We start from the raw sequence: 20,670 nt of genomic DNA, 5'->3' as shown, positions 1-20,670 counted from the left end.
TCACTTCTTCCCGGCGGTCATGAGATCGGCGGTGGCCGCGGCGGCCTGGGCGGCGGGGTCGTTCGCGACGGCGGCGTGGTACTCCACGGAGTCGCCGGTCAGCTGGATGAACGCCTCCTCCAGCGAGCCGCGCTGCGGGCTCAGCTCGTGCAGCACCGCGCCCTTGGCGGCCGCGAGCTCACCGATGGCCGCGCTGTCCATTCCGGACACGACGAGACTCTCGCCCTCGTCCCGCAGGGTCGCCCCCTCCTGGCCCAGCGCGGACCGGAGCAGCGCGAGGTGCGGGCTGCGCACCCGGACCGTGCTCTCGGTCGCCTGCGCGACGAACTCCTCGGTGCTGCACTGCGCGATAAGCCTGCCGCGGCCGATCACCACGAGCTCCTGCGCGGTCAGCGCCATCTCCGACAGCAGGTGGCTGGACACGAACACGGTCCGGCCCTCGTCGGCCAGCCGGTGCATGAACCGGCGGATCCACAGGATGCCCTCCGGGTCCAGCCCGTTCACCGGCTCGTCGAACCGCAGCACCTGCGGGTCGCCGAGCAGCGCGGCCGCGATGCCGAGCCGCTGGGACATGCCGAGCGAGAACCCGCCCGCCCGGCGGTTCGCGACGTTCGTCAGGCCCACGATCTCGAGCACCTCGTCGACCCGCTTGACGGGCAGCTTGTTGGACTTGGCCAGCCACCTCAGGTGAGCGCGTGCCGAGCGGTTGGGGTGCACCCACTTCGCGTCGAGCAGCGCGCCGACCATGCGCAGCGGCTGGTGCAGTTCCTGGTAACGCTTGCCGTCGATGCGCACGCTCCCCGCAGTCGGCGCGTCCAGGCCCAGAATCATCCGCATCGTGGTCGACTTGCCGGCCCCGTTCGGACCGAGGAAGCCGGTGACCCGACCGGCCTGGACGGTGAAGGACAGGTCGTCGACCGCGACCGTCCTCCCGTACCGCTTGCTGAGGCCCACTGCCTCAATCATTGGTCTCTCCCTGGTAGTTCGGATTCCCCATGCCGCTCATCGTGGTCCCCCGAGACGACCTCGCACGTCCACCTGCGGTCGCCAGTTCAGGTCAACTTGTGGGAGTAGCGTCCATCAACCAAAAGGCTGGTGTATCCGTTACGACCCTGAGTCCGACCCTGATTCACGCACCCCCGAAGTAGGGGTTCCGGCCGGAGTCTCGCGCATCGCGGCTGAGTGAACTCTCAGGAGTTTCCGCGGTCTTTCCCCTGGCTTTCCTCGATGTTCACTTCTCGGTGTTCACCGTTCGGCGTTCGCGGCTCAGTGTTCACCGGGCCGCACGAGGCCCGTCTCGTACGCGAGCACGACCGCCTGCACCCGGTCCCGGAGCTCCAGTTTGGACAGCACGCGCCCGACGTGCGTCTTGACGGTGGCCTCGGAGAGGTAGAGCTTGCGCGCGATCTCCGTGTTGGACAGTCCCTGTGCGATCAGCAGCAGTACCTCGCGCTCGCGGTCGGTCAGCACGTCCAAAACGGACGCGTCGCGCAGCTCGCCGCCCGCCGCGCCGAGGAACCGGTCCAGCAACCGTCTCGTCACGCTCGGCGAGACCACCGCGTCGCCGCTCGCCACCGCCCGCAGCGCGGACACCAGCTGCACCGACGGCGTGTCCTTGAGCAGGAACCCGCTCGCCCCGTTGCGCAACGCGGACAGCGCGTACTCGTCGAGGTCGAACGTCGTCATCACGAGCACCTTGGCGAAGCCCTGCCCGGTGATCTGCTTGGTGGCCTCGACCCCGTCCAGCACGGGCATCCGCACGTCCATCAGCACCACGTCGGGCCGCAGCTCGCCGGCGAGGTCCACGGCCTCCATGCCGTTGCTCGCCTCGCCCACGATCGCCATGTCCTCCTGCGCGCCGAGCACCATCCGGAACCCGACGCGCATCAGCTCCTGGTCGTCGACCAGCAACACCTTGATCATGTCCCCCGCCATGCGGCTCAACCTACTTGTCCCGGCCAGGTGGTTTCAGTCGGCCGCGAGGGGCAACCGGGCGCGCACCCGCCAGCCGCCGTCCGCCCGCGGGCCCGCGTCGAGCGAGCCGCCGAACACCAGCGCCCGCTCGCGCATGCCGATCAGCCCGTTGCCACCGGACACCCCGACCAGCGAGCGCGCGCTCGACCGGCCGTCGTCGGTGATGTCGAGGTGCACCTCGTCGCCCGCGCGCTCCACCCGCACCACGGCCGCAGTGCCCGGGCCGGCGTGCTTGATCGAGTTCGTCAGCGCCTCCTGGACGATCCGGTAGACGCCGAGCCCCACCCCGGCCGGCAGGTCGTCCACGTTGCCGACGATCTCCAGCCGTACCGGCAGGCCGACCGCGCGCACCCGCTCGGCGAGCTCGGACAGCGACTGCGTGCCCGGCTGCGGGGTCCGCTCGCCGGACGCCTCCTCGCTGCGCAGCACGCCCAGCAGCCGGCGCAGCTCGGTCAGCGCCTCGCGGCCGGTGGCGGAGATGGTCTGGACCGCCCGCTCCGCGAGCTCGGGCTGGGAGTGCACGGCGTACGCGGCGCCGTCGGCCTGCACGACGATCACGCTGACCGCGTGCGCGACCACGTCGTGCAGCTCGCGCGCGATCCGGGCGCGCTCGGCCGCCACCGCCATGCGCGCCTGGTGGTCCCGCTCGACCTCGAGCAGCTTGAGCCGCTGCTCGACCTCGTCCTGGTAGGCCCGCCGCGCGCCGACGAACTCGCCGACCGCCCAGCACAACGCGAGCGCGAGCGTCGAGAACGTCACCGTGATCAGCCACAGCTGCAGCGAGTCGTCCTGGAGGGTCACCTGCACGGCCGTGAGCACGACGCCGACCACCGCGTACAGCGCGGCCGGCTTGCGCCCGACGTAGGCGACCAGCGTGTAGAGGGCGATGCAGGTGGACAGCAGGCTCGCGGCCCCGAGCTGCAGCGCGGAGTGCGGGATGCCGAACAGCATCGTGGCGTAGGCGGCGACGACCGGGTACCTGCGGCGGAAGACCAGCGGCGCGACCACGGCCAGGATGATCGGGATCGTCACGAACCACGGCGGCGGCCGCATCTGCGGGTTGTCCACCGCCGACTGCGCGATGAAGATCAACAGGTCGAAGCACGCGAGCAGCCCGGCGAGCAGGCTGTCCCCGACCATCGGGTGTGCCTTCATCCACAGGCTGAACCGGCGCACGGACGAAGCGTATGCAGCCCCGCCGTCACCCGTCGTCAGGCGCAGGTCGCACGGTTCCTACTTCCGGAGGTTGACCCGGCCGGGACGTCGTTCGCTAGCTTTGTATCAAACATTCGATACAAAGAGGTGCGGCGTGGACTCCCACTGGGTGCTGAGCACTCTGCTGTTCTCGGCCGGCGCGGCGGCGCTGCTGCTGATGCTGATGTGGCCGACCCGCTACAGCGGCAAGCGCTTGCTGCAGAGGTGGGGCAGCGCCGAGCCCACCGCGCAGCAGATCGCCGAGGCCGTCCGGTACCTGCGGCAGCGCCGGATCCTCTACGTCGTGCTGTTCGCGATCGTGCCCGCGGTCGTGGCCGTGATCTGGCCGCCGCCGAACGGCGCGAACCCGCCGGGCAGCAACATCCTCGTGCCGCTGATCGCCGCCATGCTGATCGCCGAGCTGATCGCGGTTCTGCGCCCGGTGCGCGGCGTGCGCGTCGCCTCGCTCGACCGCCGCGGCTGGCGCGACCTGGTGCCGACGTGGGCGGTGGTGGTGACCGCGGTGCTCACCGCGTGGGCCGTCACCCTCGTCGTCATGGGGCTCGCCGCGCAGCCGTGGGCGGACCGGTACGCGGCCGGGTACCCACCGCCGTCGAAGTCCGACCTCGAGGCCGGGGAGATCGATCCACGCGCGGACCTGGTCCACCCGACCGGCTGGCTCACCCTCGGCGGCGTCGTGGTCTGCCTGGTGGTGCTCGGCGTGCTCGTGTTCCTCGCGGTGCGCCGCCCGTCGGGGGCCGACGCCGAGGTCGACCGCGCGCTGCGGACCCGGACGGCCCGGGTCGCGATCGGCATCGGGTTCATCCTGCTCGCCGGCCTGGTCAACGACGGCCAGCGGCGCCTGGTGTTCCTGCAGGGCGTGAGCGACGCTTACCGCGCGCCGGCTCGGCCCGGCTGGCTCACCGAAGGCCTGCACCAGACGGTCGAGATCGTCGGCTTCGCCACCCTGGTCGGCGCGATCGTCTGCTGGCTGTGGCTCGCGATGCCGAGCCGCAAGTCCCTCGCGCACGTCGGGTGACCCGTGAGGTGACGCCGCCCCGCATCGTCGTCGACCCGGAGAACGGCGTCGCGCCGTGGCGCCAGGTGCGCGACCAGCTCGTGCACCTGGTGCGAACCGGCGCGCTGCCGGTGGGCACCAGGCTGCCGGCCATCCGCCAGCTCGCCGGCGACCTCGGCCTCGCCGCGGGCACCGTCGCCCGGGTCTACCGCGAGCTCGAGGCCGCGGGCGTGCTGCGTACCGCGCGGCGGGCCGGCACGGTCGTCGCGGCCGTCCCCGCCCAGCCGGTGGCCGACCCGCTCGGCGACCTCGCGGCCGACTACGCCGCACGGGCCGCGGCGCTCGGTGCGGACCCGCGCACGGCCGCCGACGCGGTGCTCGCCGCCTGGCCCGGCGATGTGCCCGACCGTCCGCCGGTGGCCGGGCCGTCATGGCACGATTCGTGAGGGGTGAACCCACCCTCGAAGGGAGTGACGCGTTGACGACGGCCACCGAGCAGCAGCATCTCGCCGGTCCGTTGTCGGCCGCCGTCGCCAACCTGTGCACCCGCCTGCAGCCGCAGGTGTCCGCTCGCACGGCCGCCGGGTTCCGCGAGGTGCTGCGCCGGCTGTCCGCCCCGCTGCAGGTGGCCGTCGCCGGCCGGATCAAGTCGGGCAAGTCGACGCTCGTGAACGCGCTGATCGGCCGCCGGGTCGCGCCTACCGACGTCGGCGAGTGCACGCGGCTCGTCACCCGCTTCCAGTACGGCACGGTCGACCGCGTGGAGCTCGTGTTCACCGACGGCCGCAAGCAGGTGCTGCCGTTCGACCCGAGCGGCATGATCCCGAACGACCTCGAGGTCGACTTCGACAAGGTGTCGCACCTGGAGGCCTACCTCACCAACGCCGTGCTGCGCGACCTCACGGTGATCGACACCCCGGGCCTCGGCTCGCTCGACGACGCCTCGGTCAAGCGCACCGAGCGGCTCCTCGGCGCCGCCAAGCACCGCAAGCCCGACGACGCGGACGGCGGGGACAGCGAGAAGGACGGCGAGAAGGACGGCGACGAGCTCGACCCCACGTCGCGCAACGCGGTCGCCGGCGCCGAGGCCGTGCTCTACGTCGTGACCCAGGGCGTGCGCGCCGACGACCAGCAGGCGCTCGCCGCGTTCACCGCCGCCACCGCGAGCCGCGAGGCCGGGCCGGTGAACGCGATCGCCGTGCTGAACAAGGCGGACACGATCACCCCGGAGTCGGTCAGCGGCTCGGACGGCGACGTGTGGAAGGCCGCGAGCCTCCTCGCCGAGAAGCAGGCGGCCACCCTCAAGCCGCGGGTCGCCGACGTCATCCCGGTCATCGGGCTGATCGCCGAGTCGGCCGAGTCCGGCGGGTTCACCTCCGCCGACGCCGACGCGCTGCGCTCGCTGTCCAAACTGGACGACGCGACCTGGGAGACGATGCTGATGTCCGCGGACATCTTCGCCACCTGGGAGTGCGAGGTCCCGGCCGGCACGCGGACCCGGCTGCTGGAGAAGCTCGACCTGTACGGCGTCCGCGTCGCCGTCGACGCGCTGCGGGCCGACCCGGAGCTCACCGCCGGTTCGCTGCGCCGCACGCTGCTCAACGCCTCGGGGCTCGCCGACGTGCGCTCCCGGCTCGACGCCGTGTTCCGCGCGCGGGCCGACGGCATCAAGGCCGCGGCCGCGCTCGCGTCGGTCACCGCGCTCGCGCACGCGTCCGGCGACCCGGGCGAGCGGCAGCGAGTGCACGACGCCATCGAGGTGCTGCTCGCCAAGCCCGAGGCGCACCAGCTACGGCTGCTCGAGGCGCTGACGCTGGTCACGTCCGGCGCGGTCGCGATGCCCGAGGATCTCGCCGAGGAGGTGCTGCGGGTCGGCAGTACCGCGGACATCGGCGAGCAGCTGGGCCTCAAGGGCCGCCCGCACAAGGAGCTGTCCGCCTACGCCCTCGAGCGGGCCGGCTGGTGGCGCTCGTTCGCGTCGTTCGGTGCCACACCCGCGCAAAGCCGGGTCGCGCACGTCGTGCATCGCGCATACTTCCTGATCTGGCAGCAACTTCGCGAGCAAGCGGGGTGAGTGGGCAAATGGCTTCCTGGTTCAAGCGCGACAAGGACGGCGCGACCACCGCGGAGACGATCGAGGACTCCACCATCGAGGTCAAGGCGTCTGTGATCGCGGACGCGGCCCGCGCACCGCGGGCGGGGATCGCGGCGGACGGCCTGGTGAGCGGGGGCGACTTCGTCCCCGAGGTGCCACCGCAGCCGGGGAACCCGGGCCTCGACCAGGCGCTCGCGGAGCGGAAGTCGCTGGTACAGCTGTGCCTCTACGCGCTGGACCGGGCGCGCAGCGCGGGCGTCGCCGAGCGGCTCGAGGAGGGCCTGGCCGGTGTCGGCGTCACGGCGCTGCGGCCGGACGGCGTCCGCTTCGACCCGGCGTTCCACGAGGCGGGCGGCACGGTGTCGACCACCGACGAGGCACTCGACGGGCTCGTCGCCGAGACCGAGGTGGTGGGCTTCTCCGACCGCGGCGAGATCCTGCGGGCGCCGATCGTCACGGTCTACAGCAAGGCGGCGCAATGAGCGCTCCGGCGAAGCCCAAGTTCTCGCTGCCGAAGCAGGTGGCGCAGGCCCGCGAACAGCTGCTCGGCGTGCTGCGCGAGTCGGACGAGGACGCGGCGAAGTGGGTCGAGGAGATCCGGGCCAAGCGCAAGGCCAAGCCGTCCGCGGTCGTCGTCGGGGAGACCAACCGCGGCAAGAGCTCGCTGGTCAACGCACTGCTCGCGGCGCCCGGACTGTCTCCTGTGGACGCCGACGTGGCCACCGCGACCTACCTCGTGTTCGGCCACGCCGAGACGTGGCAGGCGCGCGCCTGCTACCCGGGCCAGCTCGCGCCCGTCCCGGTGGACCTGAACGAGCTCGTCCACTGGGTGTCCGCCGCGCACCAGCTGCCCGCCGGCGAGCTGCCACCGCGCTACGTCGAGGTGGACGGCCCGGTCGAGCTGCTCGACAAGCTGTCCATCGTGGACACTCCGGGTGTCGGCGGGCTGGACTCCGTGCACGGCGAGCTCGCCGCCGAGGCCGCCGCGACGGCCACCGCACTGCTGTTCGTCGTCGACGCGTCGGCGCCGTTCACGATGGGCGAGCTGAACTTCCTCGCCAGCGTGGGCGAGCGCGTCGAGACCATCGTGTTCGCGTTGTCCAAAGTGGACCAGTACCGCGGCTGGCGGCAGGTGCTCGAGGCCGACCAGGCGCTGCTCGCCGAGCACGCGCCGCGGTTCGCCGGCGCCACGTTCCACCCGGTGTCCGCTCGGATGTACGAGATGGCTGGCAAGGCACCCAACGCCGAGGCCGCGGCCATGCTGCGCGAGCGCTCCGGCGTCGACGGCCTGCGCACCGCCCTGGAGAACCTGCTCGTCGGCCGGTCGATCATGCTGACCGAGGCCAACACGATGCGCGCCCTGGCCACCGTGCTCGGCGAGCTGCACGTCAAGCTCGACGCCGAGCGGCGCGCGCTGTCCACCGGCGAGGAGGAGGCCGAGTCGCTGCGGGCGCGCAAGGAGGAGCTGACCGGCGAGCGGCGCTCGTCCACCAAGGGCTGGCAGGTCCGGATGCGCAGCGAGATCCAGCGTGCCCGGCTGGAGAACACCCATGAGGTGGCCCGCCAGATGCGCGACATGCAGTCGTGGTTCCGGCAGGCCATCGACGCGGCCGACCGGGACGTGCTGCCCACGCTGCCCGCCCAGGTCGACGCCGCCATGCAGATGGTGTCCGGGCGGATCGGGGCGTCGGTGAACGCCCGGCTGAACCGGGTCGCCGAGATCGTGCTGTCGGACCTCTTCTCCGCCGAGGAGCTGACGATGATCCGCGCGCAGTTCGCGCGGGCCGGCCACCCGCCGGTCGTGCTGCGCCCGCCGGAGAAGCGCCAGCCGACGACCGAGGACAAGCTGCTCGTGTTCACCGGCGCGACCGGTGGCCTCGGCGCCGGTTCGATGGTCGCGCGGTTCCTCCCCGGTATCGGCGCGGTCGGCGCCGGCGCGAGCGTCGGGGCGAGCCTGATCGCGCTGGCCCCCGTCGTCGTCGTCGGCCTGGGCGCGGGCTGGTGGCTGCAGCGCACCCGCAAGCACACCGCGGACAAGCAGCACATGAAGCAGTGGCTGAGCGAGTCGATCGCCGACGCGCGGTCCACATTGGATCAACTGGTGTCCGAGCAGCTGATCGAGGCGGAGTCCCAGCTGGCGCTCGCGCTCGACGAGGCACTCGGCAAGCGCATCGCGGGCATCGAGGAGGAGCTCCGCGAGGTCGACAAGGCACTACGACTCGACGTTTCCGAGCGCTCGAAGCGGCTGGGCGTGGTAAACAAGCGCCTGAGCGAGGTGACGACCGGACGCGAGCGTGCGGAGAAGCTCCTCGCCAGCATCCGCTCGGTCCGGGATCGCGCCTGACCCGGGAACCGGACGGGCCCACGGTCAGTCATAGTGGCGCAACAACGCATCAGGACTTCCCATAGAGGGGGCACCCCGTGTACGTGGACGACGACACCTCGACCGACGACACCACGACCACTGACACCGGCACCGCAGGTCAGGACGAGCTGACCGTCGAGGTCGACGGCCAGGACTACGAGGTCGAGGAGAACTACGACCTCGACCAGGACGGGGCGAACGACACGGCGGTCGTGCAGGCCGAGGACGGCTACATCGCGTACGCGGACACGGACGGTGACGGTACCGCGGACGTGGCCGTGCAGTACGACGACCAGGGGAACCCGATCGCGGGGGCGGAGTACGACGCGTCGACCGGCGAGTGGCGCGCGGAGAGCGTCGACTCACTGCCGACCCCGACCGGCGACGGCGCGGACGACGCGGGGGACGCGTCCGACTCCGGCTCCACGGACGCGACCGACACCTCCGAAACCTCCGACACCACGGATACCACGGACACGGACACCACGGACGGCTCGGCCGGTGGCGGCGACATCACCGTCGACATGCCGGGCGAGGACGTCGACGCCGGCCCGGCCACCTACGACACCGACGGCGACGGCAGGAACGACACGGCGGTCGTCACCGACACCGACGGCACCACCTACGCGTTCACCGACACCAACAACGACGGCAGCGCCGACCAGGCAGTGGTGATCGAGGCCGACGGCGACGTGACGGTCGCCGAGCACTCCGGCGACGACCAGTGGACCGTCACCGAGGAGGGCCACATCAACCCGGACGGTACGTACACCTCGGACGGTGGCGGCTCGACCACCGGCGCCGACTCGGGTGCCGGCTCGGACGCGGTGTGGGCAGAGCGCTGACCTGAAACCGCTTCCCGTCACATCTGAACAACGATGGATCCCGGCGCCTGCGGGTGGCCGGGATCGATCTTCATGGGGGCCATGTGTGCAGGCACACTCGTACGATTGTGTGCTGAATCGATTCCCGAATCGGTCTTGTGAGGGAGCCGACAGGTTCGGACTCGGTTAGCTGCCGCTCATCTGGTTAACCTCTTTACATCCCAACGCGGCAAACCCGTCCGAGCCCCGGGCGGGGCGTTCGCCGTTCTTTCAGGACGCCGATGTCCAAGATCATTGGACGACGGCGTCCTACGACTTTTCGGCGTCAGTCAGGAGACGAGACGAGATGACGGCAGTGGCAATCCCGGGTGTGGACAACGCACCGACGACGCACCAGCGGCTCCTGTCATGGGTTCGTGAGGTGGCTGAGCTGACCACGCCGGACGAGGTGGTCTGGGTCGACGGTTCCGAGGAGGAGTGGACCCGGCTTACCGACGAGCTGGTCGAGGCCGGCACCTTCACGCGCCTGACAGCGAAGCCGAACTCCTTCTGGGCGGCCTCCGACCCCGACGACGTGGCCCGGGTCGAGGAGCGGACGTTCATCTGCTCCACCGACCCCGCGGACGCCGGTCCGACCAACAACTGGACGGACCCGGCCGAGATGAAGTCGACCATGACCGAGCTGTACCGCGGCTCGATGCGCGGCCGGACCATGTACGTGATCCCCTTCTGCATGGGTCCGCTGGCCGCCGACAAGCCGATGCTCGGCGTCGAGCTCACCGACTCGGCCTACGTGGTCGTCTCGATGAAGATCATGACCCGTATGGGCACCCGGGTGCTCGACAAGTTCTTCGACGACGATGGCAACGAGCGCGACTTCGTGCCGTGCCTGCACTCGGTCGGCAAGCCGCTCGAGCCCGGTGAGCAGGATGTGGCCTGGCCGTGCAACGAGACGAAGTACATCAGCCACTTCCCGGAGACGCGCGAGATCTGGAGCTACGGCTCGGGCTACGGCGGCAACGCCCTGCTCGGCAAGAAGTGCTACTCGCTGCGGATCGCTTCGGTCATCGGCCGGGACGAGGGCTGGCTCGCGGAGCACATGCTGATCCTCAAGCTGATCTCCCCCGAGCAGAAGGTCTACTACGTCGCGGCGGCGTTCCCGAGCGCGTGCGGCAAGACCAACCTCGCGATGCTCGAGCCCACGATCCCGGGCTGGAAGGTCGAGACGCTCGGCGACGACATCGCCTGGATGCGGTTCGGCGAGGACGGCCGGCTGTACGCGGTCAACCCGGAGGCCGGCTTCTTCGGCGTCGCCCCGGGCACCGACTGGCACACCAACCCGAACGCGATGCGCACGATCGACCGTGGCAACTCCCTGTTCACCAACGTCGCCCTCACCGACGACGGCGACATCTGGTGGGAGGGCATGGGTGCGCCGCCGGCGCACCTGACCTCGTGGAAGAAGCAGGACTGGACGCCGGATTCGGACGAGCTGTCCTCGCACCCGAACTCGCGGTACTGCACGCCGATGGCGCAGTGCCCGATCCTCGCGCCGGAGTGGGACGACCCCCAGGGCGTGCCGATCTCGGCGATCTTCTTCGGCGGCCGGCGCGCCAACACGATCCCGCTGGTCACGGAGTCGCGCGACTGGCAGCACGGCACGTTCATGGGCGCCACCCTGTCGTCGGAGACCACGGCCGCGGCCAAGGGCAAGGTCGGCGTCGTCCGCCGCGACCCGATGGCGATGCTGCCGTTCATCGGCTACCACGCGGCTGACTACTTCCAGCACTGGATCGACACCGGCAAGCGGGCCGACGCGGACAAGCTGCCGAAGATCTTCTACGTGAACTGGTTCCGCCGCGACGAGAACAAGAAGTTCCTGTGGCCGGGCTTCGGCGAGAACTCACGCGTCCTGAAGTGGGCCATCGAGCGCATCGAGGGCAAGGCCGCGGCCACCGAGACCCCGATCGGCTACGTGCCGGGCGCCGCCGACCTCGACCTGACCGGGATCGAGGACCAGCGCGATGCGATCGACGCCGCGCTGCAGGTCGACGTGGACGAGTGGCGGGCCGAGGTGCCGATGATCGAGGAGTGGTTCGACAAGATCGGCGAGAAGCTGCCGACCGTGCTGCGGGCCGAGCTCGAGGTGCTCAAGCAGCGACTCGGCTGAGATTCGACAACGATCGAGGGGATCACCCACTGCGGGTGGTCCCCTCGATTTCTGCAGGTTGCATCATGGTTCACGGACGGTGCCGCCTCTGTACGGAACGTGGCGCCGGATCGCGGGGAGGTCGGCCATGTGCGACAAGTGGATCTGGCAGCTGTCCCGATACGACGACCGGGTGCACGCGTTCACCAGCGACCGGCGGCCGGCGAGCTTCGTCGAGGCGGCGTGCACGCACAGCGTCCCGATCGACAAGGTCACGAACTCCCACAGCGGGACGCGTTGCGTTGCGTGCCTGCTGATCGTGGGAGATCACCTGGCCGAGCATCACCGGATGGGTGCCGCCTTCTAGTCGTACGCGGTTGTCCACCGGATTTGTCCACAGCCTGTGGACACAGCTGTGCACAGCCTGTGGGGACCGTGCCTTCCGAAGAACCGGTAGCCAACGCGCCGGCAAGGTGCCGGTCATGCCGGGTGCACCGACCCGTGCCCTCGTTGTCCACAGCGATGAGCACGTGTTCGTGGATCACCCGGCCGGGCGGTTCGCGCACCGGTCGAGCTGTCGTTCGAGGAACCGGCGGGTGGGCGCGGAGGTCTGCTTGGTGAGCGCCTGGCGGTAGTAGCCGGCGGCGCGGCCGGGCTCGCCGGCCCGGAGCCAGAGCGCGCCGAGAGCGGCGGGCAGCAGGTGGTAGTCGCGTAGGGCGGGTTCGTTTTCGAGGCGCCCGAGCTCGGCGTGGTCGAGGTCCCCGGCCATGGCGGCGCCGATGGCCCGGTTGAGCGCGGCGACGGGCGAGGGCCTGAGGTCGAGCAGGTCGTCGTAAAGGGCAACGACCTGTGCCCAGTCGGTGCGCTCGACATCGGGCGCCATGGCATGGCAGAGCGCGATGGCCGCCTCGATGTGGAAGGCGGAGCGCTCGTCCCCGGTGCATGCGGAGCCGAAGATCCTTGTCCCCTCGGCGATCATGGCCCGGTCCCAGCGGCCGCGGTCCTGATCGGACAGCAGGAGGATGTCGCCGTGGGGGTCGGTCCGGGCCCGCAGCCGGCTGGCCTGCAGCAGCATGAGGGCGAGGAGCGCACGGGTGCGCGGCAGGTCGGTCCGCTTGTCCGCGCAGAGGAGCCGGCAGAGCCGGATGGCCTCGCCGCAGAGCTCGGCCCGTACCGCACTGTCCCCTTCGGACGCGTCGTACCCGGCGTCGAACAGCAGGTACAGCACGGAGAGCACGCTGTCCAACCGGGACGGATCGACCTCGAGCGGGACGGGGTTGTCGCGCAGCCATCGCTTGGCCCGCACCAGCCGCTGCGCGACGGTGGCCGGCTTGGCCAGCAGGGCGGCCCCGATCTCGTCGGCGCCGAGCCCGCCGACGGTCTTCAGCGTGAGCACCACCTGCGAGGCGAGTGGCAGACCGGGGTGGCAGCAGAGGAACATGAGCGCGAGCTCGTCGTCCCCGTGCCGCTCACCGGCTTCCTCGGCGGGAACGAGCAGCGGCAGCTTGGCCCGCACGACGTCGTCATGCCGAACGAGATCGACGGCGGTGTTCCGCGCAACCCGAAAGAGCCACCCGGCCGGATTGTCGGGCACGCCGGCGTAGGGCCAGCGCTGCAGCGCCCGGAGCATCGCCTCCTGCAAGGCCTCCTCGGCGACATCGAGCCGAGCGGGCCCGAGCACCCGGGCCAGCGTGGCGACGATGCGCCCCGCACTGTGCCGGAAGAGCTGCTCCACGACGACCCGAGACTGCCCCGTACCAACCGCCGCTCCGGCCTGCCGCTCCGTGTCCGTTCGGGGCTTGTCCGTCCGCGGCGTGTCCTCAGATGCCCTGTCCTCCCGCACGCCTGGCTCGGCGGCGGGAGGACGGCCGGCGCCGGCTATCAGGGCTCGCACCCCTGCTCGCCGATCTTGCGAACCTCGATCGAGCCGAAGTCCAGGTGCGGATGGCTCGAGAAGATCTTCTCCGCCTCGTCGAGATCGGTGGCCTCGACGGAGATGAACCCGCCGAGGATCTCGGTCCCCTCGACGAACGGCCCGTCGGTCACGTCCAGCCCGCCACCGCCGCGGCGCACGACCCGGCCGCGATACGACAGCCCGCCGCCCTCGGGCGGGTTGCCGGCCTTCTCCAGATCGTCGCTCCACTGGATGTACCGCTCGAGCGTGCGCTGCGCCTCGTCCGGGCTCAGGTCGGCCTGCGCGTCCTCGGTCCCCCGCAGGAACCCGACGAACTTGGGCATCCGTCCTCCTCAGTGTCGTAGGTGCCCCCTAGACGGCCACCCCGACGAAAAATCGACACCATCCGCAAACGAAACCCAGACTTGTCCACAACCGCCCAACCTGTCCACAGCCAGCCACGACAACCCCAATCCGTCAGCGACTCCCGATAGGCTTGGTCCTGAGGGGTGCCCCCGGAGAGGGCGGCCATCCACGGGTACGCGCGCGTGCGCGCGAGGAGCCGCTCGCGGAGCAGCGCGTGTGTGAGCAGCGGGTGGGGTGGCAGGTAGCGTGGGTGCCGTGGCCGAGGATGTGAGCAGGTTCCCCGTCGTCGAGCTCGAGGACCTTCCCGAGGATCTTCGCGAGCGGGTCGCGGCCGTCGCGGACAAGTCCGGGTTCGTGCCCAACGTCTTCCGCGCGCTCGGGCACCGGCCCGCCGAGCTGCGTGCGTTCATGGACTACCACGACGCGGTCATGGAGCGGGACTCCGGACTCAGCAAGGCGGAGCGCGAGCTCGTCGTCGTCGCCACGTCCGGCGCCAACAGCTGCACGTACTGCGTCGTCGCCCACGGCGCGATCCTCCGCATCCGCGCCAAGGACGCGCAGATCGCCGACCGCGTCGCCACCAACCCGTGGACCGTCGAGCTCACCGAGCGCGAGCGCGCCATCGTCGACCTCGCGCTCGCCCTCGCCGTCGACCCGGCCACGTTCAGCTCCGACGACCTCGACTCCGCCCGCGACGCCGGCCTCACCGACGAGGAGATCTGGGACGTCGGCGCGATCACCTCGCTCTTCGCGCTCTCCAACCGGATCGCACACCTCACCGCGCTGCGCCCGAACGACGAGTTCTACCTGATGGGCCGCCTCCCGCGCGGCTAGCCGCGGTCCAGCGAGAGTCGCCACGTCTGCCCGGTAAGGCGGTGCCCGAACCGGTCCGCCGTGTCCTCCTCGACGAGCTCGAACCCCGCTCGCTGGTAGATCCGCCGTGCCGGGGCGAGCACCGACACCGTCCACAGCTCGATCGCCCGGTAGCCGGCCGCCCGCGCGAACCGGACGCACTCGTCGACCAGCACCGTGCCCACGCCCGCGCCCCGCGCGCTCGGTTCCACGTGCAACAGCCGCAACTTCGCCGTCTCGTCGTCCTTGCGCACGCAGAAGACCGCGCCGACCCGCTCCCCGTGCAGGTCCGCGATCCACGCCGCCTCGCGCTCCGGGTCGTGCCCGTCCAGGTAACCCGCCACGATCCGCGCCACGAGCCCCTCGTACGACGAGTCCCACCCGTGCTCCTGCGCGTACAGCGCGCCGTTGCGCTCGATCACCCAGCCGAAGTCGCCGGCGCCCGGCGCGCGCAGCTCGACCTCCGGCCGCGCTTCCGCACTGGCCAGCCGGCGGCGGATCATGTCCATCGCGTCGACGAGCCGCCGCTGCTCCTCGTCGGTGAGGTCACCGAGCAGCGCGCGGATCTGCGCCACCGACTTGGTGTCCAGCACCCGGAACGTATCCCGGCCCTTCGTGGTCAACCGGATCAGCTGCCGCCGCGCGTCCGACGGCGACTTCTCCCGCCGAAGCAGCCCGCTCTCCTCGAACTTCCCCAGGAGCCGGCTCAGGTACCCCGCGTCCAGTCCGATGACCCGGCGCAGCTCGGACACCTCGGTCTCGTCGCGTTGCCCCAGCTCGAAAAGAACCCTTGCTTCGGTCAATGAATACGGGGTACTGAGGAGGTGTCCGTTGAGCGCGCCGAGGAACTTCGTGTAGCTCCGGTTGAACGCCCGAACGGAAGAAATACGCTCTACCGGCACAACTGTGGGCATCGGAGCTGCCTCGTTTCCCGTGAAACAATTGCTTGACTGAGGCAAGCATATGTCGCGACGGCGCGGCTTGCTAGTGCCGGTGCGTGTTGTCGGGCTGGCGCGGGTCGCCCGGATGCTCGAACCCCGGCGCCAACCGCACCGATGTCACCGCCCCCACGTCCAGCCATGCGGTGAACGCGCGCCGCCGCGCCGCCGCTCGCAGCCGTTCACGAATGTCTTCCCCGATCTCTGCCAGCCCGCGCACCCGCGCCGGCCGCGCCTCGACCACCTCGAACGTGTGCTCCCCGAGCGGATCCCGCACCGGGCCGACGACCTCACCGGGCCGCGCCGCGAAGACCGCGTCCTCGACCGGTCCGGTCAGCTCCCCACGCCGCAACGTCCGCGGCCGCGACGAACCGGGTACGCGGACGACCCGTTCCTCGGCCACTCGAGACGCCTCGGGATTGTTCCGGTGGTAACGCGCGACTTCCGCGTCGCCGACCGAAACATCGGCCGTGACCGCGGCGAACACCGCGCGCGCCAAGGGGTTACGCGCCAGCAGATCGGCGGCGACACTGCCCAACCCGAGCAGCGCGGCCCGGTCCGGCGCCAGCGCGCCAAGCGGCGGCGCGTCAGCCGCCGACAGACCCCGCGCGTCGGCCTCCGCCGCGACAAGCCGCTCCGCGACGAGCACCTGCACCAGCCACCGCCGCAGCTGCCGTCCCTCCCGCGTCCCGACCCGAGGCAGGGTCGCCGAGACGGGCCCGCCCCGCAGCACGGCCTCCAAAGCGTCCACATCGGACACATCGACCGGTGCGCCGGAAACCCAGGCCACGGCACTCACGAGAACACCTCGAACGCCACCGCGGGCGAGTACAGGAGCCGTCCCGCGCCCACGACCCGGATCAACGCCCACCACCTGCCGGCCGGCGTGCCAGGCGGCGGCGCCACGTCGAACCCCAGCTCCACCTCGCCCAGCGCCGGCAGCGTCGCGCCGACGAGGCGCGGCCCGACACACGACCACGTCCCCCACGGGCTGATGACCGACGCCTCCAGCGTGATCGGTGCGCCCGCCGCCGAGGCCACCCGCACCGACAGCCGCGCTTGCGCACCCGCCCGCACGCGCACCGGCGCCGGGTCGGCGGCCAGCCGGATCAGGTCGCCGGACGGCTCGCCGACCGTCAGGACCGCGACGTCCTCCACCTCCTGGCGCCAGCTCGGCGGCAACCCCGGCGTGTCCGCCGGCGTCAGCAGCGCCCGCACCGGATACCGGCCGGGCGGCAGGTCGCTGGGCGCGGTCACCGCGAGGTCCGTACACAGATGACCGCCGGCCGGCAGGCCGAACGGCACCTCCGGCACGTCGACCGTCCAGCCGGCCGGCACGGCCAGCCGGACGAACCCGTGCAGGTCGGCGTCCGTGCTGTCCGACGCCACCGTCAGCCGCAGGCCGATCGACGCGCCCGGCGACACGTCCGCACGCGTCGGATCCAGGTGCACGGCCAGCGGCAGCCCGCCCAACGGCGCCGGCCCGCGGTTGTGCAGCCAGTACTTCGCGAACAGCGGCTGCACCGGCTCCGCTTCCGCCCCGAGCGACGAACCGTCCGCAGCGGAGTCGACATCCGGTGTGGCCAGCACGGTGACCGCGTCGCAGCCGCCGACCTCGAGCGAGTCCAGCGACGCGCCCGGCTCCTCCAGCAGGTTCGCCGAGGCCAGGTCGCGCAAGGAGACGACGTCCGAGGACAGCGAAGCCGCCACCGGCATGCCCAGGTGCCCGACGAGCCGCACCGCCACCCGCCGCCGCGGGTCGACCGCTGCGGCGGACCCGCGCACCAGCGGGTTCCCCGCCGCCTTCACCGCCGCCACCCGCACCCGGTCGGCCGGCGAGGCACGCAGCAGCGACCCGGACGCCGGCAAGATCGAGCCGGACGAGGACGCGAGGACAGCGTGCAGCGGCCGGCTGAACGACGCGCTCGCCTCCGCGATCCCCGCCGCCCTCCAGTCACCCGGACCCGCCGCGATCGCGTACCGGAACTCGTGCGTCCAGTGCTGCAGCTGGAAGCTCGACCCGTCCGGCACCGTCCGCGTGGGCGGGTCGATCCACACGCCCGCCGGCCAGCCCGTGCACGACCGCAGCAGCGACGTGTGCAACGTGCCGGACGAGTCCACCGCGAACCCGGGCAGCCCGCGGTTCAGCACCGCGACGGACCGTTGCGCGTACGGCGGCTGGCCGGGATCGCCCGAGCCGACCTCGATCACGCCGTCCGCCAGGTCGTCCACAATGGACTGAATCAGCGACGGTAGGTCCGCCCGCGGAGCCGCCACGACGAGTACCCCCAGTGCGTGCTCGTCGCGCAGGTCGGCGCTGGGCTGCCACACCTCCTCCAGCGGCTTGTCCGGCGGCACCCAGTAGACGCCGGTCTCCGAACCCTCGAACACCGATGCGGTGAACGCGTTCGTCTCCGCGTCACCCAGCGTGATCCGCACGTCCGGCAGGTTCGAGTCCACGCCGAGGTCGCCGTACCGCGTGCCCGAAGCCGGAGACACCGTCGAGGTCACCCCGCGGCGGGCGAGCGCCACGGCGAGCGACCGAGCCATCGGCGCACCGTCCGCGAGCGACGGCACGACGATCTCCGCCACGCCGATCGGCCGCAACGCGCCGTCCGCCAGCCGCAGCGACGCCGCCGCCGACAGCCCGAACCAGGTGTGCGCCGGGTTGTCCAACGTCCACGGATGCTGCGCCGAGTCCACGTCGATCAGCCCGAAACCGCGCCCCACCACGGCGTTCCCGACCTCGCTCACCGGCAGCGCGCCCGGCACCGGACACGGCCAGCGCACCCGCAACAGCTGGTCCGAGCCGGTGAACTCGTCGACCGTCGTCGTGCAGTCGACCCGGTCGATGCCGTGCCACACGGTGATCGTCTGCGTGTACGTCACCGACCCGACCGACCCGGACACCGTCGCGCGCTCGCCCAGCGGTCCACGCTCGACGGACACCGACGCCCGGCCCGACGAAGACGTCGTGACCGGACCGCGGGGCAGCAGGTGCCACGGCCCCTCGCCGAACGACGGGTGGTCGGCGTACTCCTCGTACAAGGCCAGCTCGTTGCCCACCCGTCCCTCGGCGATCAGCTCCCGGCCGTCGTCGAGCAGGCTCGACACCCCACCACCACGCGAAGGGTCGACCGTGACGCGGAACCGGTCCGATTCGATCGCCACCCCGTCCGCCGCGACCCACCCCTGGTCGTCGCGCACGGCCGGCTCGATGCGATACGTGCGCCAGCCGAGCGGCGGCACGTCGGCCGCGCGGAACGTCACCGACCGGCCGGCGTGCTCGACCAGCGCCGGCACCGGCGCGCCGGCGTCGTCGGTCACCGCGACGCCGGGCAGCGGCTCGTCGAGCCGGACCGTCACGAGGTCGGTTCTCGCGTGGTTGAGCGAGTTCCACACGACGACGGGCCGGCCCTCGCCCGTCGCGGCGACCTGCGCGGACAGCACGGCGAGCGCGTTGTCGCGGATCTCCGCGCCGAGATCGTGCGCGTCGCGCCAGCTGGTGAGCAGGTCGAGGTAGACCTGGTCGGACTCGGACCCGGTGATGCCGTCGTGGTGCGCGCCGTATGCGAGCTGCACCCACGCCTTCGCGAGCGCGGCGTCCGGATAGGACGAACCGGCGACCAGCGCGGCGAACGTCGCGAAGGCCTCGCCCTCGAGCACCGCGACCTCGGCGGCCCGCTGGGCCTGCTTGGTGTCGATGTAGGAGACGTCCTTGCCGGTGTAGATCGGGTTCATGTCCCGGGTCTGCGGCGTCGGCGCCTCCCCGCGCTCGGCCAGCTCGGCGCGGACGGCGGCGAAGAAGTCGCGGGGCAGCGAGCAGACGAACCGCGGCCATACGTAGCGGCGGGCCCAGTCGTGGTGGACCTCGGTGATCCACTTGTTGGGCGGGGTGTAGTCGCCGCCGACCGGCAGCATGACCTGGCGCGTGGTGGCGACCTTCTTGAGCTCGCGGAACAGCGTGTACGCGGCCTCGCCGGCGGCGTGCAGGTCTGGCGCGGAGTCGAGCTTCCAGCCGGAGCCGTAGTGGTCGGTCATGTACGAGGTCAGCAGCCCGCGGCCGGACGGTGAGACCCACTCGAACTCGCTGGGGAACTGCATGCGGGTCGGGTCGCCGTTGCCGAGCATCGGGCCCCACTGGTGGAAGGGCCCGCGCGCCCACGAGGTGGAGGTCAGCCCGGCGTCGGCGGCGAACCCGGGGAAGGCGGGGTCGTGGCCGAACGCGTCGAGCTGCCAGGCGGTGGCGGGCGCGGCGCCGAGGACGTCGCGCTGGAAGCCCATGCCGTGCACGAAGTTGCGGATCGTCGTCTCGGGGTCGGTCAGGTTGGTGTTCGGCTCGTTGTAGGTGCCGCCCATGACCTCGACGCGGCCCTCGGCCATGAGCCGGCGGAGCACCGCGCGGTCGGCGGGATAGGTGTCCCAGTACGGCTTGAGGTAGTCGACCTCGGCGAGCACGAACTTGTAGGCGGGCTCGGCGAGCGCGAGGTCGAGGTGCGCGCGGACGAGGTCGAAGCCGGCGAGCTGGCGAGCGCCGCGGTGCGAGCTGGGGAAGTCGAGCTCGTCCCAGGAGACGGTGTAGGCGGCCTGGGTGTTCCACCAGACGGGGTCGTAGTGGAAGTGGCTGACGAGGTGCATGGTCCAGCCGGGCTCGGCGACCGTGAGGTCGAAGTCGACCTCGAACCGGTCTGTCCCGGACGCGACCACCGCCCGCGCGGGCACGGTCGTTCCGGGGGCTGCGCCGTGGGTGTCGACGGCGACCTCGACGCCGACCTCACCCTGCACGACCAGCTCGACGGGTGTCGGCGTGGAGACCCCGGTCCCCTCGACGATGACCCGGGCGGTCCCGGCCCCGGCGAACGACACCCGGACAACCTGAAGCGGCGCCTCGACCGACCCGACGAACAGCTCGGTGGACACCACGGACACAGCAGCCATGTCAGGCACTGTGCGGGCAGTTCACCCAAAGAGACAAGCAAGCAACAGAAAGTTGTCCAAAGA

The 20,670-nt window shown here is 71.5% G+C and carries 17 protein-coding genes; 9 read left to right on the top strand and 8 right to left on the bottom strand.

Features of this window, described 5'->3' with window-relative positions:
* The 3 genes from VH969_RS02065 to VH969_RS02055 all read right to left on the bottom strand — a co-directional run bounded on the left by VH969_RS02065 (position 1) and on the right by VH969_RS02055 (position 3,129).
* Positions 1-966, bottom strand: a complete 966-nt coding sequence (locus VH969_RS02065) for an ABC transporter ATP-binding protein (RefSeq protein WP_331969405.1) — start codon at positions 964-966, stop codon at positions 1-3.
* A gap of 300 nt (positions 967-1,266) precedes the next feature.
* Complete coding sequence (locus VH969_RS02060; protein ID WP_331969455.1) at positions 1,267-1,923, bottom strand: response regulator; 657 nt, start codon at positions 1,921-1,923, stop codon at positions 1,267-1,269.
* Between the two features lie 45 nt (positions 1,924-1,968).
* Positions 1,969-3,129: a sensor histidine kinase gene (locus VH969_RS02055; protein ID WP_422653108.1), complete on the bottom strand. Its 1,161-nt coding sequence runs from the start codon at positions 3,127-3,129 to the stop codon at positions 1,969-1,971.
* Between the two features lie 154 nt (positions 3,130-3,283).
* Here VH969_RS02055 and VH969_RS02050 point away from each other — a divergent pair, with 154 nt between their 5' ends.
* The 8 genes from VH969_RS02050 (at position 3,284) to VH969_RS02015 (ending at position 11,986) form a co-directional block, all read left to right on the top strand.
* Positions 3,284-4,207 (top strand): hypothetical protein, encoded by a 924-nt coding sequence (locus VH969_RS02050; RefSeq protein WP_331969403.1) that lies wholly within the window; start codon positions 3,284-3,286, stop codon positions 4,205-4,207.
* Positions 4,204-4,632, top strand: coding sequence for a GntR family transcriptional regulator (locus tag VH969_RS02045; protein WP_331969401.1), 429 nt, complete (start codon positions 4,204-4,206; stop codon positions 4,630-4,632). Before VH969_RS02050 ends, VH969_RS02045 begins: the two co-directional genes overlap by 4 nt.
* Entirely contained in the window at positions 4,617-6,260 is a 1,644-nt protein-coding gene (locus VH969_RS02040; RefSeq protein ID WP_331969398.1) for a dynamin family protein, read from the top strand. The genes VH969_RS02045 and VH969_RS02040 overlap by 16 nt, the downstream gene beginning before the upstream one ends.
* 8 nt (positions 6,261-6,268) lie before the next feature.
* The gene (locus VH969_RS02035; RefSeq protein ID WP_331969395.1) at positions 6,269-6,763 is read left to right on the top strand and encodes a nucleotide exchange factor GrpE; all 495 of its coding nucleotides are present in this window, start codon (positions 6,269-6,271) and stop codon (positions 6,761-6,763) included.
* Positions 6,760-8,625 carry a dynamin family protein gene (locus VH969_RS02030; protein WP_331969392.1) on the top strand — a complete coding sequence of 622 codons (1,866 nt, stop codon included), beginning with the start codon at positions 6,760-6,762 and terminating at the stop codon, positions 8,623-8,625. Before VH969_RS02035 ends, VH969_RS02030 begins: the two co-directional genes overlap by 4 nt.
* An 83-nt stretch (positions 8,626-8,708) precedes the next feature.
* Positions 8,709-9,491: a hypothetical protein gene (locus VH969_RS02025; RefSeq protein ID WP_331969389.1), complete on the top strand. Its 783-nt coding sequence runs from the start codon at positions 8,709-8,711 to the stop codon at positions 9,489-9,491.
* Positions 9,492-9,816: 325 nt separating this feature from the next.
* Entirely contained in the window at positions 9,817-11,640 is a 1,824-nt protein-coding gene (locus VH969_RS02020; RefSeq protein WP_331969386.1) for a phosphoenolpyruvate carboxykinase (GTP), read from the top strand.
* A gap of 127 nt (positions 11,641-11,767) precedes the next feature.
* A complete protein-coding gene (locus VH969_RS02015) occupies positions 11,768-11,986 on the top strand; it encodes a hypothetical protein (protein WP_331969383.1) in 219 nt (72 codons plus the stop codon).
* A gap of 174 nt (positions 11,987-12,160) precedes the next feature.
* Here the strand turns inward: VH969_RS02015 and VH969_RS02010 are convergent, their stop codons facing one another.
* Positions 12,161-13,354, bottom strand: a complete 1,194-nt coding sequence (locus tag VH969_RS02010; protein WP_331969380.1) for an RNA polymerase sigma factor — start codon at positions 13,352-13,354, stop codon at positions 12,161-12,163.
* 146 nt (positions 13,355-13,500) lie between these two features.
* Positions 13,501-13,857, bottom strand: a complete 357-nt coding sequence (locus VH969_RS02005) for a YciI family protein (protein ID WP_331969377.1) — start codon at positions 13,855-13,857, stop codon at positions 13,501-13,503.
* A gap of 277 nt (positions 13,858-14,134) precedes the next feature.
* On the opposite strand from VH969_RS02005, the gene VH969_RS02000 reads away from it, so the two are divergent.
* Positions 14,135-14,713, top strand: coding sequence for a peroxidase-related enzyme (locus tag VH969_RS02000; RefSeq protein WP_331969374.1), 579 nt, complete (start codon positions 14,135-14,137; stop codon positions 14,711-14,713).
* Here VH969_RS02000 and VH969_RS01995 read toward each other — a convergent pair.
* The 3 genes from VH969_RS01995 to VH969_RS01985 all read right to left on the bottom strand — a co-directional run bounded on the left by VH969_RS01995 (position 14,710) and on the right by VH969_RS01985 (position 20,607).
* Complete coding sequence (locus tag VH969_RS01995) at positions 14,710-15,645, bottom strand: bifunctional helix-turn-helix transcriptional regulator/GNAT family N-acetyltransferase (RefSeq protein WP_331969371.1); 936 nt, start codon at positions 15,643-15,645, stop codon at positions 14,710-14,712. The two genes, VH969_RS02000 and VH969_RS01995, sit on opposite strands and share 4 nt — an antisense overlap.
* A 70-nt stretch (positions 15,646-15,715) precedes the next feature.
* Positions 15,716-16,468 carry a peptidylprolyl isomerase gene (locus VH969_RS01990; RefSeq protein WP_331969368.1) on the bottom strand — a complete coding sequence of 251 codons (753 nt, stop codon included), beginning with the start codon at positions 16,466-16,468 and terminating at the stop codon, positions 15,716-15,718.
* Positions 16,465-20,607 carry a glycoside hydrolase family 38 N-terminal domain-containing protein gene (locus VH969_RS01985; protein WP_331969365.1) on the bottom strand — a complete coding sequence of 1,381 codons (4,143 nt, stop codon included), beginning with the start codon at positions 20,605-20,607 and terminating at the stop codon, positions 16,465-16,467. The genes VH969_RS01990 and VH969_RS01985 overlap by 4 nt, the downstream gene beginning before the upstream one ends.
* Between the last annotated feature and the right edge of the window lie 63 nt (positions 20,608-20,670).

The organism is Actinophytocola sp. (assembly GCF_036555685.1).
Classification (GTDB): Bacteria; Actinomycetota; Actinomycetes; order Mycobacteriales; family Pseudonocardiaceae; genus Actinophytocola.
This window is presented reverse-complemented; position numbering and strand designations above follow the sequence as displayed.

Bases quoted from the DNA above. Each gene is read 5' to 3' on its own strand.
- VH969_RS02065 (WP_331969405.1), bottom strand. From the start codon at position 966: ATGATTGAGGCAGTGGGCCTCAGCAAGCGGTACGGGAGGACGGTCGCG.
- VH969_RS02060 (WP_331969455.1), bottom strand. From the start codon at position 1,923: ATGATCAAGGTGTTGCTGGTCGACGACCAGGAGCTGATGCGCGTCGGG.
- VH969_RS02055 (WP_422653108.1), bottom strand. From the start codon at position 3,129: ATGAAGGCACACCCGATGGTCGGGGACAGCCTGCTCGCCGGGCTGCTC.
- VH969_RS02040 (WP_331969398.1), top strand. From the start codon at position 4,617: ATGGCACGATTCGTGAGGGGTGAACCCACCCTCGAAGGGAGTGACGCG.
- VH969_RS02035 (WP_331969395.1), top strand. From the start codon at position 6,269: ATGGCTTCCTGGTTCAAGCGCGACAAGGACGGCGCGACCACCGCGGAG.
- VH969_RS02030 (WP_331969392.1), top strand. From the start codon at position 6,760: ATGAGCGCTCCGGCGAAGCCCAAGTTCTCGCTGCCGAAGCAGGTGGCG.
- VH969_RS02020 (WP_331969386.1), top strand. From the start codon at position 9,817: ATGACGGCAGTGGCAATCCCGGGTGTGGACAACGCACCGACGACGCAC.
- VH969_RS02015 (WP_331969383.1), top strand. From the start codon at position 11,768: ATGTGCGACAAGTGGATCTGGCAGCTGTCCCGATACGACGACCGGGTG.
- VH969_RS02005 (WP_331969377.1), bottom strand. From the start codon at position 13,857: ATGCCCAAGTTCGTCGGGTTCCTGCGGGGGACCGAGGACGCGCAGGCC.
- VH969_RS01995 (WP_331969371.1), bottom strand. From the start codon at position 15,645: ATGCCCACAGTTGTGCCGGTAGAGCGTATTTCTTCCGTTCGGGCGTTC.
- VH969_RS01985 (WP_331969365.1), bottom strand. From the start codon at position 20,607: ATGGCTGCTGTGTCCGTGGTGTCCACCGAGCTGTTCGTCGGGTCGGTC.